This is a genomic window from Microbacterium oryzae (genome assembly GCF_030406385.1).
GTDB lineage: Bacteria > Actinomycetota > Actinomycetes > Actinomycetales > Microbacteriaceae > Microbacterium > Microbacterium oryzae_A.
In genome coordinates, this window is sequence record NZ_JAUEPM010000009.1 from 1 (window position 1) to 13,763 (window position 13,763).

The following is a 13,763-nucleotide window of genomic DNA, read 5'->3' on the forward strand; positions in this document are numbered from 1 at the left end:
AATTCTCAAACCCAGTCACAAAGACCAGGCCGAGGATAATTTGGCATTTGACAAGTGCACGCTGTTGAGTTCTCAAGGATCAGACGCACCCAGCCCCACGACTCCCGCCGTGGCCCTCCGGGGCAACTTCTCTACCGTAGCCGAACTTCCGATCGAATGCAAACCCGACACGCCGTGCCGGCTGCAGCGACCCGAGGGACGACCACGCACCACCCCGAGACCTCGCACACAGTGCTTCGACTTCAAGGGGATGTTGTCACTGACCTGGGGCGGGGAACCTTCCGGCTCAACCTCGCTGCTTGGCGGCGACAAGAGACAACATTACGTGCCACGCCCATGCCCCGCAAACCCGACCACCACTCGGGCGTGTCGCTCCGACCATCCGCTCAGAACATCCACAACGTCGGAAAAGCGTGAAGGGCGCGTTCCCCAGGGGGAGCGCGCCCTTCACGAGTGGCAGGAAGTCGCAGAGCCGAGGCGGGTCAGCCCTGCACGAAGACGCCGGCGAGCGCCTTCTTGCCGCGTCGGATCACCGACACCGCGCCGGGCAGACAGCCCCCGACGGTCGCCTCGTCACTCGCCACCTTGGTTCCGTCGAGCGACACTCCCCCCTGGGCGATCGCCCTGCGTGCCTCGGACACCGAGGACACGAGACCGGTCTCCACCAGCGCCTGTGTCACCGGAGTGCCGGCTGCCAAGGTCGCGTGCGGCAGTTCGCGAAGTGCGGCAGCGAGGGTATCGGCATCGAGCGCGGTGAGATCCCCCTTGCCGAACAGCGCCTCCGAAGCGGCGATCGCCGCGTGGGTGGCCGCGGAGCCGTGCACTGTGGTCGTCACCTCGAGGGCCAGCCGCTTCTGTGCTGCACGGCGGAACGGCTCGCTCTCGACGAGAGCCGCGTACTCCTCGATCTCCTCACGGCCGAGGAACGTGAAGACCTTGAGACGGGCGATCACGTCGGCGTCATCGGTGTTGAGCCAGAACTGGTACATCGCGTACGGGCTGCACATCTCGGCGTCGAGCCAGATGGCGTTGCCCTCGCTCTTGCCGAACTTCGTGCCATCGCTGTTCGTGATGAGGGGCGTGCCGATCGCGTGGACGGACTTCCCCTCCACCCGATGGATGAGATCGGTGCCGCTGGTGAGGTTCCCCCACTGATCGCTGCCGCCCGTCTGCAGCACGCAGTCGTACTGCCGGTGGAGCTCCAGGTAGTCCATCCCCTGCAGGATCTGGTAGCTGAACTCGGTGTAGCTGATGCCGGCGTCGGAGTTCAGGCGAGCGCTCACCGCGTCCTTCTTCAGCATCGTGCCGACGCGGAAGTGCTTGCCGATCTCGCGGAGGAAGTCGATGGCCGACAGCGGAGCCGTCCAGTCGAGGTTGTTCACGATGCGCGCGGCGTTGTCGCCCTCGAAGCTCAGGAACCGCTCGACCTGCGCCTGCAGCTTCGCGACCCACTCCGCCACTGTCTCCGGAGTGTTGAGCGTGCGCTCCGCGGTAGGCCGAGGGTCGCCGATCAGGCCGGTCGATCCGCCGACGAGCCCGAGTGGCCGGTGCCCGGCCAGCTGGAGGCGGCGCATCGTCAGCAGCTGCACGAGATTCCCGAGGTGCAGGCTCGGCGCTGTGGGGTCGAACCCGCAGTAGTACACGATCGGGTCGCCGCTGAGGAGCTCGCGGAGCGCCTCCTGGTCCGTCGACACGTGCACGAGGCCGCGCCAGACGAGCTCATCCCAGACGTTCTCGAAGGAGGGATCGTTCGCCTGCGCGGCAACCGAGGTTGCGGGGGCAGTCATGAACTCCAGCCTAGAGGCTCGGGACGAGCCCGATCACAGCCCGAGGGCGTGCGCCGCGGCCTGCGTGCGCGAGATGAGCTGCGCTCGCTGCTCGGCGACGCGCGCGGGGGCGGTGCCGCCGACGCCGGCTCGCGAGGCGACCGACCCCTCGATGGTCAACACCTCCCGCACCGACGGAGTCAGGTGCGACGACACCTCGGCGAGCAGCTCATCGGATGCGTCCTCGAGGCCGATGCCGCGCTCCTCGCAGGCGCGCACGAGCGCGCCCGAGATCTCGTGCGCATCGCGGAACGGCACCCGCTGCTTCACGAGCCACTCGGCCACGTCGGTGGCGAGGGAGAATCCCTGGGGCGCGAGCGAGGCCATCCGCTCGGTGTCGAAGCGCAGAGTGGCGACCATGCCGGTGAATGCGGGCAGCAGCACCTCGAGGGTGGCGACGGAGTCGAAGACCGGCTCCTTGTCCTCCTGGAGGTCGCGGTTGTAAGCGAGAGGCAGTGCCTTGAGCGTCGCGAGGAGCCCGGCGAGGTTGCCGATGAGACGACCGGACTTGCCGCGGGCGAGTTCCGCGATGTCGGGGTTCTTCTTCTGCGGCATGATGCTCGAGCCCGTGGAGTAGCCGTCGTCGAGGGTCACGAAGCCGAACTCCCGCGTGTTCCAGAGGATGATCTCCTCTGCGAGGCGCGACAGGTCGATGCCGATCTGCGCCGTGATGTAGGCGAACTCGGCGACGACATCTCGGGCGGCGGTGCCGTCCATCGAGTTCTCGGCGGGGCGGTCCAGGCCCAGCTCGTGCGCGACGAGCTCGGGGTCCAGTCCGAGCGTGGAGCCGGCGAGCGCTCCCCCGCCGTACGGCGAGACGCCCGCGCGGGAGCGCCAGTCGCGCAGGCGCTCCAGGTCGCGGACCAGCGGCCATCCGTGCGCCTGGAGGTGGTGCGCGAGCAGCACCGGCTGCGCGTGCTGCAGATGGGTGCGGCCCGGCAGGATGGCCGTGGCGTGCGCGTCCGCCTGGGCCACGAGCGCGTCGACGAGCTGGACGAGCTCGCGCGCGATGACGGCGGCGTGGTCGATGAGGTAGAGCCGGATGAGCGTGGCGATCTGGTCGTTCCGGCTGCGTCCCGCGCGGAGGCGGCCGCCGAGTTCAGCGCCCACCTCGGCGAGCAGGGCGGTCTCGAGCGCGCCGTGCACGTCCTCGTCGGCGACGCGCGGCTGGATGCGTCCGCTCCGCACGCCGTCGGCCAGCGCGTCGAGGCCCGCGTGCATGCGCTCGGCCTCCTCCGCCGTGAGATAGCCGGCCGCGGCGAGCGCAGTGGTGTGCGCGTGCGACCCGCGGATATCGTAGAGCGCCAGCTGCCAGTCGAAGTGCGTCGACCGGCTCAGCGCCTGCAGCTCCGGGCTCGGTCCTCCTGCGAAGCGTCCGCCCCAGAGGGCGCCCTCGTTCGTACCGCGGTTCTCGCCTGTGCTCACGCCTCCAGCCTAGTGAAGCGACTCCGCCGGTTCAGACCGCGTGACAGTCGGGGGATGGCCTGGCCGTGTCTCACTCGACGCGGGATACGCGCGGGCTTACCCGCCGCAAGTGAGACACGCCGCACCCCATGTCTCACCAGCTGCGGGATAAGCACGGTCATACCCGCCGCAAGTGAGACACGCGCCTCCCCCATGTCTCACCAACTGCGGGATAAGCACGGTCATACCCGCCGCAAGTGAGACACGCGCCTCCCTCATGTCTCACCAACTGCGGGATAAGCACGGTCATACCCGCCGCAAGTGAGACACGCGCCTCCCTCATGTCTCACCAACTGCGGGATAAGCACGGTCATCCCCGCCGCAAGTGAGACACGCCGCACCCCGCACGCCGCACGCCGCACCCCGCACCCCGGGCGCGCCGCCGTGTCAGGGGCGCGCGGGGACGAGGCGGGCCAGCCAGGCCAGCGCGGACTCCAGCGGGCCGCGGCCCACGAGCAGCGCCCACAGCGTGCAGGCGAGCACCGTCGCGAGCGTCATCGGCCAGAACGGGTCCGTCGCGCGGAAGGCGACGAGATCCGACCCGAACTGGAGCGGGGTGGGCTCGGGCTGCAACGCCGCCCACGCGACGAGCTGCCCGGCGTATGCGGTGAGCGGCATCGAGCCCACCGCGCGCAGCGGCCAGACGAGCCAGCGCGCGGGGGTCGCGCATACGAGGACGCAGGCGCCGATGACGGCGACGGCGAACCCGCCGGAGCCGACCGCCTCCGCGACTCCGCTGGTGTGCGCGCCCGCGTCGAGGACGTACGCCCAGACGCTGCTCGGCGGAACGACCGCGTGCCAGCGCCCCAGCACGCCGTAGCCGACGAGCGCGGCGGCGGCCCCGATGCACAGCAGCGCGAGGGCGACGGGCACCTGCCGGAAGCGGGTGCGCCCGATGCCGAGCCCGGCCGCGACGAACGCGAGCCACAGGACGAACGGATAGTGCCATCCGACGAGTGCGACCAGGGCCTGCCCCGACGTCGTCGACCACCCCGGCCATCCGTCGATGAACCACAGCGCGAACGGCGCGACGACCGCGATGGCCACCGCGACGGCGAACAGCGTCGCGGCAGGAAGCCGCAGCAGCGGCAGCGCGAGGAGGAAGAGGATGCCGTACGCGGGCAGGATCACGTACACCGGAGTGCCGAGCCCGATGAGAAGCATCCCGATCACCCAGATCGCGAACGCGCGGACCGCGATCCGTCCGCGGGCGACGCGCAGCCGATCGCCCTCGACGGGATCCGCTCCGCCGGTCACCAGAGCGAGGGACACCCCCGCGAGGACGGCGAAGAGGATGGATGAGCGCCCGTTGACGACGTCGGTCCAGGTCGCCGGGTCGCCCAGGTCGAACGGCGAGGTGTCGAGGAGGTGGGCGGCGAACATCCCGACCACCGCGAGGCCGCGCGCGAGGTCGATCCCGGGCGCGCGGCCGGTCCCGTCGAGCCGCAGCCGACGGGCCCTGACTCGGCCGGTCAGGCCGCCTGGCGCAGCAGCCAAACGAGGAGAGCCTTCTGCGCGTGCAGGCGGTTCTCCGCCTCGTCCCAGATGACGCTCTGCGGTCCGTCGATGACCTCGGCGTCGACCTCGTAGCCGCGGTCGGCGGGGAGGCAGTGGATGAAGATCGCCTTCTCGTCGGCCCGGCCCATGAGATCGGCGGTGACCTTGTAGGCGGAGAGGTCGCGCAGGCGCGCCTGCTTCTCCTCCTCCTTGCCCATGGAGACCCAGGTGTCGGTGACGACGACATCAGCGGCCGCGGCGGCCGCCTCAGGGTCGGTGTGGACCGTCACCGAGCCGCCGGTCTCCGCCGCGAGGCGCTGGGCGTCGGCGACGACGTCCTCGCGCGGCGCGTACTCCGCCGGGGACGCGATCCGCACGTGCATGCCGGCCATGGCGCCCGCCAGCGCGTACGAGTGCGCCATGTTGCTGCGGCCGTCGCCGAAGAACGACAGCGTGAGCCCTCGCAGCTCGCCCTTGTGCTCGCGCACGGTGAGGAGGTCGGCCAGCAGCTGGCAGGGGTGGAAGTCGTCGCTCAGCGCGTTGACGACCGGCACCCGGGTGCCCTCGGCCATCTCCTCGAGCCCCTGCTGCGCGTAGGTGCGCCAGACGATCGCCGCGACCTGGCGCTCGAGCACGCGCGCGGTGTCGGCGGGCGTCTCCTTGCCGCCGAGCTGGCTGCTCGCCGTCGTGATGATGAGCGGCGAGCCGCCGAGGTCGGCGATGCCCACCGCGAATGAGACACGCGTGCGGGTCGACGACTTGTCGAAGATCACCGCGACGGTCTTCGGACCGGCGAGGGACTTGTCGGCCCAGCGATCCTTCTTCAGCTCGACGGCGAGATCGAGGATCTCGGCCTGCTCGGCGGGGGTGATGTCGTCGTCGCGCAGGAAGTGCCGGGTCATGCGGGGGTCTCCGTCTGGCTGGGGATGGTCGTGGCGACAGCGGCGAGCGCGTCGCCGAAGAGGGCGAGGAATTCCGAAACCTCGTCGTCGCCGATCGTGTAGGCCGGGGCGATCCGGATGACGTCGTCGGCCGGGGCGTTGACGATGAGGCCGCGTCCATGCGCGGCCGCGCGCACCTCGCCCGCGACGGGGGCTGCGAGCGTGATGCCGATGAGGAGCCCTTCGCCGCGCGTGCCCGTGACGAGCGGCAGGCCTTCGACGCCCGCGCGCAGCTCGGCGCCGCGAGCGGTCACGTTCGCGAGCAGTCCCGTCGTCTCGATGTGGTCGAGCACCGCGTTCGCCACCGCGCTCGCGAGCGGGTTGCCGCCGAAGGTGGAGTTGTGCGTGCCCGGGTAGAAGAGGTCGCTGGTCGCGCCGAAGGTGAGGAGCGCGCCGAGCGGGAAGCCGGCGCCGATGCTCTTCGCGACCGTGACCGCGTCGGGGACGATGCCCGCGCCCTGGAAGGCGAACCACTCCCCCGTCCGCCCGGACCCGGTCTGCACCTCATCCAGCACGAGCAGCGCGCCGTGCTCGGAGGTGAGCTCCCGCGCTCGCTGGAGGTAGCCATCCGGAAGCGGCACCACGCCCGCCTCACCCTGGATGGGCTCGGCGAAGAGCGCGACGACGGAGTCGTCCATGGCCTCCTCGAGCGCCTCGAGCGTCGGCGCGATCGCGCGGATGCCCGGGAGCACCGGCTCGAACGGGTCGCGGTAGGCGGCCTTCGGCGTGATCGACAGCGCGCCCATGGTGCGCCCGTGGAAGGCGCCTTCGAGCACGAGGATGGTCGACTTGCCGGTCTTGCCGCCGTGGAGGCGGGCGAGCTTGATCGCCATCTCGTTCGCCTCGGTGCCGGAGTTCGCGAGGAACACGCGGCCCTCGTCGCCGGTGCCGGCGAGGCGCTTGAGGCGTGCGGCGAGCTCCAGCTGCGCGGGGCTCGCGAAGTAGTTCGAGATGTGCGCGAGCGTGGCCGCCTGCTTCGAGACCGCGTCGACGAAGACCGGATGGGCGTGGCCCAGGCAGTTCACGGCGATCCCGCCGAGGAAGTCGAGGTAGCGGCGGTCGTCGGCGTCCCACACGTGCGAGCCCTCGCCGCGCGTGAGGAGCGCGAGGCGCCCCCCGAGGCTCATCAGATCGCGCGATGCGTCGTCCTGCCAGGTGGTCATCCGACCACCACCTCCGTTCCGATTCCCTTGCTCGTGAAGAGCTCGACGAGCACCGAGTGGGGCACCCGTCCGTCGATGATGGCCGCCGTCGGCACCCCCGCGTCGACCGCGTCGAGGCACGCCTGCATCTTGGGGATCATCCCCGACTCCAGGCGCGGGAGCATCTCGCGCAGCGCCTCGGCCTTGATGTGCGAGACGAGCGAGTCGCGGTTCGGCCAGTCGGCGTACAGACCCGGCACGTCGGTGAGAACGACGAGCTTGCGTGCGCCGAGGGCGACCGCAAGCGCGGACGCTGCGGCGTCGGCGTTGATGTTGAGGGTGTGACCGGGATGGTCCAGGTCGGGAGCGACGCCCGCCACGACCGGGATGCGGTCGGCCTTGAGCTGATCGAGCACGGGGGTGGGATCAACGCGGACCACGTCGCCGACACGGCCGAGGCTCTCCTCGACACCGTCGATGACGACCCCGCGGCGCCGACCGCCGAAGAGGCCCGCGTCCTCCCCGGAGATGCCGACCGCGAACGGCCCGTGCGAGTTGATCTTCGCGACCAGCTGCGGATTGATCTGGCCCGTGAGAACCATCCGCACCACCGAGATGGCCTCGGTGCTGGTGACGCGGTACCCGCCCTTGAACTCGCTCGGGATGGCCAGACGATCGAGCATGCTGGAGATCTGCGGGCCGCCGCCGTGGACCACGACCGGCTTGATGCCGACGTAGCGCAGGTACGCGATGTCGGCGGCGAAGGCGTCCTGCAGCTCCTCGGAGATCATCGCGTTGCCGCCGTACTTCACCACGACGATCTGGTCGCGGTACCGCTTGAGCCAGGGCAGCGACTCGATGAGGGTCGCTGCCTTGACCTCGGCTTCCTCGGGGCTGGTGTCCTGCAGATCGATCGGAGTCATGAGGAGTACGCGCTGTTCTCGTGGACGTAGTCGTGCGTGAGGTCGTTCGTCAGGATGGTCGCGGTCGCGTCGCCGGCGTGCAGGTCGATGAGCACGTGGGTGTCGCGGGGCGTCAGGTCGACCTCCTCGCGGGGGCGGTCGGGGCCGCCGGCGCTGCAGACGCGGACGCCGTTCATCGACACGTCGACCTGGTACGGGTCGAACTCCGCTGCGGTCGTGCCGATCGCGGCGAGCACGCGGCCCCAGTTGGGGTCGTTGCCGAAGATCGCGGCCTTGAAGAGGTTGTTGCGGGCGACGGACCGGCCGACCTCGACCGCGTCCTCCTCGTTCGCCGCGCCGACGACCTCGATCGCGATCGCGTGGCTGGCGCCCTCCGCGTCGGCCTGCAGCTGGCGCGCGAGGTCGCGGCACACGCCAGCGAGGGCCTCGGTGAAGGCGTCGGCATCGGGCACGACGCCGGATGCTCCGCTCGCCAGCAGGGTGACCTGGTCGTTCGTCGACATGCAGCCATCCGAGTCGAGCCGGTCGAAGCTGACCCGCGTCGCCGCGCGGAGGCGGGCATCGGCCTCCTCGGGCTCGAGCACCGCGTCCGTCGTCAGCACGACGAGCATGGTCGCGAGTCCGGGAGCGAGCATCCCGGCGCCCTTGGCCATCCCGCCGATAGACCATCCGTCGCCCTCGTGCACCGCCATCTTGGGCACCGTGTCGGTGGTCATGATGGCGCGCGCAGCGTCTTCGCCGCCGTCGGGCCGGAGCGCGGCGATCGCCTTCTCGGTGCCGTCGAGGACCTTCCCCCGGAACACCTCGTCGCCCGTGCCGATGAGGCCCGTCGAGCAGACCTGGATGCCGATCGCGCCGACGCCGAGGAGCTCGGCGGCGCGCTCCGCCGTCTGGTGCGCGGTCTGGAAGCCGAAGGATCCGGTGAAGCAGTTGGCGCCGCCGGAGTTGAGGACGATCGCCTCGACGACGCCGCCCTTGATCGCCTCCTGCGACCAGAGGATGGGATTGGCCTTCGCGCGGTTGGAGGTGAAGACGGCGGCGCCGATCTTGCGCGGGCCGCGGTTGACGACCACGGCGACGTCGGGCTTGCCCGTCGACTTGAGGCCGACGGCCACGCCGGCCGCTTCGAATCCTGCGGGGGCGGTCACGCTCACGGCGCCACTCCGTTCACGGTGAGTGCGCGGGCCTCGGGGAGACCGAGCGCGATGTTCATGGACTGGATGGCGGCGCCGGCCGTTCCCTTGGCGAGATTGTCGACCGCAGTGACGACGATGACCCGCCCCGCGGCGCGGTCGACGGTGAGGCCGATGAGAGCCGTGTTCGCTCCGAGCACGTCGGCGGTGCGCGGCACCTGCCCCTCGGGAAGCAGCTGCACGAACGTCTCGTCGCCGTACGCGCTCTCCCACGCTTCACGGATCTGCGCGTCGGTCACGCCGTCGGGGATGCGCGCGGTCGAGGTCGCGAGGATGCCCCGCGCCATCGGCACGAGCACCGGGGTGAAGGAGATGCGGATGTCGCCGGTCGCGCCGGCCGCGCGCAGCGCCTGCCGGATCTCGGGGATGTGGCGATGGCTGCCGCCGACCGCGTACGGGTTCGCGCTGCCGAGCAGCTCGGCGCCGAGAAGGTGCGGCTTCAGGCTCTTGCCGGCGCCGGAGGGGCCGACCGCCAGGACGCTGACGATGTCGGACGGGTCGATCACGCCGGCGGCGACGCCCGGGGCGAGGCTGAGGCTCACGGTCGACGCGTTGCAGCCGGGGGCCGCGATGCGCGTCGCTCCGACGAGCTGCTCGCGCTGCTTCGCGCCCGCGACAGGCAGTTCGGGCACGCCGTAGGCCCACGGCTCATGGAAGTGGCCGCCGTAGAAGGAATCCCAGTCCGCGCCATCCGTCAGCCGATGATCGGCGCCGCAGTCGATGACGAGACGAGTGTCGCCGAGCGCGTCCGTGTACTGTCCGGACTGCCCGTGCGGAAGGGCGAGGAAGACGACGTCGTGACCGGAGAGGGTCTCCGGCGTCGTGCCCTGCAGGGTGAGGTGCGCGAGCGAGCGCAGATGCGGCTGGTGCTGGATGAGCGGCTGGCCGGCGTTCGAGTGCGCGGTGACCGTGCGGATCTCCACGTCGGGGTGTTCGGCGAGCAGGCGGAGCAGCTCGCCGCCGGCATAACCCGAAGCGCCGGAGACGGCGACCGAATACGACATGACTTCTACCTTATGGTCCGAGGGCGGTGGCCTTAGACGGCGACACCGGCAGACGGACCACGCGCATGCGCGGAGATCTCGCGGTGTCGCCTAGATTCGGCGGCCGCGGAGACGTCGGAGCGCGACGACGGCGCGCGAGACGAGCGCGGGTCCGGTCGCGGGCGAGGTCATGCCGACGACAGTAGCACGGCGGCCGCGTCCGGCCGCCGTGCTCGCGCCGGGCATCAGTCGCGGATCTCGGCGCCGAAGCGCTCGCCCGCCACCGCCACGCCCGCGAGCTTCGCGTCGGACGCTTCGGCCGCGGTGAGTGTCCGGTCGGGAGCGCGGAAGCGCAGCGCGAACGTGAGGCTCTTCGACCCGGGCGGCACGCCCTGCCCGCGGTAGTCGTCGACGAGGCGCAGCGATTCGAGCAGCTCGCCGGCGCCCTCCGCGAGGGCATCGCGCAGCGCGGCGGCGGGAACGTCCGCCGGCACGACGAGCGACACATCCTGCGTGGCCGCTGGGAACGTCGACAGCGACTCCGCCACCACGCGCTCCCCCGCGCGCTCCAGCACGGCGTCGAGGTCGAGCTCGCCGACCGTCACGCGCCCGACGAGGTCGGCGTCGGCGGCGACCTGCGGCAGCAGCTCGCCGACGTGGCCGACGACGTCGCCGCGCACCGTGAGCAGGCCCGTGCGCCCCGGGTGCAGCGCCGCGCGCTCGCCCTGCGTCACCTCGATCTCGACGCCCGCGGCCGCCGCGATGGTGCGGATGGCGTCGAGCGCGACCTCGAGACCGGCCGCCTCGGCCGCGCGGCCCGGCTGCTTCGGCGCGACGCTGCCGGCGAGGAGGAACGCCACGCGCTGCGGCTGCGCGGGGATGGCCGCATCCAGCGCCGCGAGCGTGGCCGCGTCGGGGCGCACGCCGAGCGGCGGGATGAAGTCCGTCCCGTAGGTCGCACCAGGCTCCGGCAGGAACACGGTCCCGAGTTCGAAGAGCGCGAGGTCGGTGAGTCCGCGCGCGAGGTTGCGGTGCGCGGTCTGGACCAGCCCCGGCAGCAGCGAGCGACGCAGGTACGGGGACTGGCCATCCAGCGCGTTCGCCAACTTCACGCTGGGCAGGTGCTCGCCGGTCGCCGACCCGTGCAGGTCGTTCTGCTCCTGCGTGGTGAACGGGAACGACGGGGTCTCCACGAAGCCGGCAGCGGCGAGCGCGTTCGCCACCCGGCGGCGGCCCTGCTGCGAGGGCGTGAACCCGCGACCCGAGGGCGGCGTGGGGAGGATCGACGGGATGCGGTCGAGCCCGTGGATGCGCGCGACCTCCTCCGCGAGCGTCCACTTGTCGGTGAGATCCGGGCGCCAGGACGGCGGGGTGATGCGCCAGCCGCCGTCGACCGTCGCCACCTCGGCGCCGATCGTCTCGAGGGCCCCGGCGATCTCGTCGTCCGAGTAGTCCACGCCGATGATGCCGGGGACGAAGGCCGCGGGCAGTTCGATGGCCGGGGCCGAGTGCTCGGCGAAGAGCGCGCCGCCGAGCGTGTCGGCGGTGCCGCCGGCCAGCTCGACGAGGAGGTCGACGACCCGCTGCGCGGCGACGAACGGGATGAGCGGGTCGACGCCGCGCTCGAACCGGCGCGACGCGTCGCTCGAGAGCTTGTGCCGACGCGCTGTGCGCGCGATCGAGACGGAGTCGAACGTGGCGGCCTCGACGAGCACGTTGCGGGTGTCGGCGCCCATCTCGGTCGCCGCTCCCCCCATGACGCCGGCGAGACCGACGGGTCCGCTGGCGTCGGCGATGACGAGGTCCTCGGGGTGGAGCGCGCGCACCTGGCCGTCGAGCGTCTCGAGCTTCTCACCCGCCTCCGCGCGGCGGACGGTGAGCCCGCCGGAGAGCCGGTCGAGGTCGTAGCCGTGCACGGGGTTGCCGAGCTCGAGCATGACGTAGTTCGTGATGTCGACGAGGATGCCGAGCGAGCGGACGCCGGCGAGCGTGAGCCGCGCGATCATCCACGGCGGCGTCGGCTTGGCGGTGTCGACGTCGCGGACGACGCGGGCGACGAACTCCGACGCGCCGACGCGGCCGCGCACAGGGCGCACGTCCTCGACCGCGACGGGGAAGCCCTCGCCCGGTGCCACCTCGCCGGCGACGCGGCCGGCGGGGTCGCGGAACGCGGCGCCCGTGGCGTGCGCGTACTCGCGGGCGATGCCGCGGATCGACAGGGCGTACCCGCGGTCGGGCGTGACGTTGACGTCGACGGCGGTGTCATCGAGGCCCAGCAGCGCGATCGCGTCGGTGCCGGGCGCGGCGTCGATCCCGAGCTCGACGAGACGCAGGATGCCGTTGTGCTCGTCTCCGAGACCGAGCTCGCGCGCGGAGGCGATCATGCCATCCGAGAGGTGACCGTAGGTCTTGCGAGCGGCGATCGGGAACGGACCCGGCAGCACGGCGCCCGGCAGCGTCGCGACGATCTTGTCGCCGGAGAAGAAGTTGCCGGCGCCGCACACGATGCCGCGGGGCTCCGTCTCGCCGACGTCGACCTGGCACCAGCGGATGGTCTTGCCGTTCTTCTGCGGCTCCTCCTCGAAGGAGAGCACCTGGCCGACCACGATCGGCCCGGTCAGGTCGAAGCGGACAACCGCCTCCTCCTCGAAGCCGACGCGCACGAGCGCCGCGAGGACGTCCTCGGGAGTCGTTCCCGCCGGAAGCTCGACGTACTCACGCAGCCACGAAAGCGGAACGCGCATCACACCACCATCCCGAACTGCTCGCTGAAGCGGACATCGCCCTCTGCCATGTCGCGCATGTCCTTCACGTCGCTGCGGAACATCAGCGTCCGCTCGACGCCCATGCCGAACGCGAAGCCGCTGTAGACCTCGGGGTCGATCCCCGCCGCGCGCAGCACGTTGGGGTTGACCATCCCGCAGCCGCCCCATTCGATCCAGCGCGCGCCGCCCTTGAAGGTCGGGTGCCACAGGTCGAGCTCGGCGGACGGCTCGGTGAAGGGGAAGTAGTTGGTGCGCAGGCGCGTCTTCGCCTCGGCGCCGAAGAGCTGGCGCGCGACGTGGTCGAGCGTGCCCTTGAGGTGCGCCATCGTGATGCCCTTGTCGACGACGAGACCCTCGAACTGCGTGAACACCGGCAGGTGCGTGGCGTCGAACTCGTCGGTGCGGTACACGCGCCCCGGGCAGATGACGTACACGGGCAGGTCGCGCTCGAGGAGCGAGCGCACCTGGACCGGGCTGGTGTGCGTGCGCATGACGAGGTGGCGCTCGACAGGGTCGACGAAGAACGTGTCCTGCATCTGACGGGCAGGGTGGTCCTCGTCGAAGTTCAGCGCGTCGAAGTTGAACCACTCGTGCTCGAGCTCGGGGCCCTCGGCGATCTCCCACCCCATGCCGACGAAGATGTCGCCGATCTGCTCCTGCAGCAGGGTGAGCGGATGGCGCGCGCCGGTCCGCGTGCGGCTCGCGACAGCGGTGATGTCGATCCGCTCCGCCTCGAGGCGCGCGGAGAGCTCGGCCGCGGCCAGCTCCTCCTCGCGGGCGGCGAGCGCCTGCGTCACCCGGCCGCGGGCCTGGCCGACGAGCTTGCCGAACTCGGCCTTCCGCTCCTTCGGAACGCTGCGCATCTGCGCGTTGAACGCGGCCAGCGGCGACCCTTCCCCCGCGTGCGCGGCTCGGGCTGCCTTCAGGGCGGCGGTATCGGGGGCTGCGGCGATCGCGGCGAGCGCATCGGCGACCGCGGCCTCCACCCCTTCCGGAGTGATCTCGGGAGCATCAGACACGGAAGACGAG

At 71.3% G+C, this 13,763-nt stretch carries 10 protein-coding genes; all 10 read right to left on the minus strand.

The window, feature by feature from the left end; translation table 11 throughout:
• Nucleotides 1–482 precede the first annotated feature (482 nt).
• Entirely contained in the window at nucleotides 483–1,787 is a 1,305-nt protein-coding gene (gene tyrS, locus QWJ90_RS12700) for a tyrosine--tRNA ligase (RefSeq protein WP_290108226.1), read from the minus strand.
• Nucleotides 1,788–1,820: 33 nt separating this feature from the next.
• The gene (gene argH, locus QWJ90_RS12705) at nucleotides 1,821–3,251 is read right to left on the minus strand and encodes an argininosuccinate lyase (RefSeq protein ID WP_290108227.1); all 1,431 of its coding nucleotides are present in this window, start codon (nucleotides 3,249–3,251) and stop codon (nucleotides 1,821–1,823) included.
• A 426-nt stretch (nucleotides 3,252–3,677) separates the two neighbouring features.
• Entirely contained in the window at nucleotides 3,678–4,787 is a 1,110-nt protein-coding gene (locus QWJ90_RS12710; protein WP_290108228.1) for a heparan-alpha-glucosaminide N-acetyltransferase domain-containing protein, read from the minus strand.
• On the minus strand, nucleotides 4,763–5,689 hold the full coding sequence (gene argF, locus QWJ90_RS12715; RefSeq protein ID WP_290108229.1) for an ornithine carbamoyltransferase: 927 nt from the start codon (nucleotides 5,687–5,689) through the stop codon (nucleotides 4,763–4,765). Before argF ends, QWJ90_RS12710 begins: the two co-directional genes overlap by 25 nt.
• Nucleotides 5,686–6,891, minus strand: coding sequence for an acetylornithine transaminase (locus QWJ90_RS12720; RefSeq protein WP_290108230.1), 1,206 nt, complete (start codon nucleotides 6,889–6,891; stop codon nucleotides 5,686–5,688). Before QWJ90_RS12720 ends, argF begins: the two co-directional genes overlap by 4 nt.
• Nucleotides 6,888–7,793, minus strand: coding sequence for an acetylglutamate kinase (gene argB, locus QWJ90_RS12725; RefSeq protein ID WP_290108231.1), 906 nt, complete (start codon nucleotides 7,791–7,793; stop codon nucleotides 6,888–6,890). The genes QWJ90_RS12720 and argB overlap by 4 nt, the downstream gene beginning before the upstream one ends.
• Nucleotides 7,790–8,947: a bifunctional glutamate N-acetyltransferase/amino-acid acetyltransferase ArgJ gene (argJ, locus tag QWJ90_RS12730; protein WP_290108232.1), complete on the minus strand. Its 1,158-nt coding sequence runs from the start codon at nucleotides 8,945–8,947 to the stop codon at nucleotides 7,790–7,792. The genes argB and argJ overlap by 4 nt, the downstream gene beginning before the upstream one ends.
• Complete coding sequence (gene argC / locus QWJ90_RS12735; protein WP_290108233.1) at nucleotides 8,944–9,990, minus strand: N-acetyl-gamma-glutamyl-phosphate reductase; 1,047 nt, start codon at nucleotides 9,988–9,990, stop codon at nucleotides 8,944–8,946. Before argC ends, argJ begins: the two co-directional genes overlap by 4 nt.
• A gap of 224 nt (nucleotides 9,991–10,214) precedes the next feature.
• On the minus strand, nucleotides 10,215–12,713 hold the full coding sequence (gene pheT / locus QWJ90_RS12740) for a phenylalanine--tRNA ligase subunit beta (RefSeq protein ID WP_290108234.1): 2,499 nt from the start codon (nucleotides 12,711–12,713) through the stop codon (nucleotides 10,215–10,217).
• The gene (gene pheS / locus QWJ90_RS12745; protein ID WP_290108236.1) at nucleotides 12,713–13,753 is read right to left on the minus strand and encodes a phenylalanine--tRNA ligase subunit alpha; all 1,041 of its coding nucleotides are present in this window, start codon (nucleotides 13,751–13,753) and stop codon (nucleotides 12,713–12,715) included. The genes pheT and pheS overlap by 1 nt, the downstream gene beginning before the upstream one ends.
• Nucleotides 13,754–13,763 lie beyond the last annotated feature (10 nt).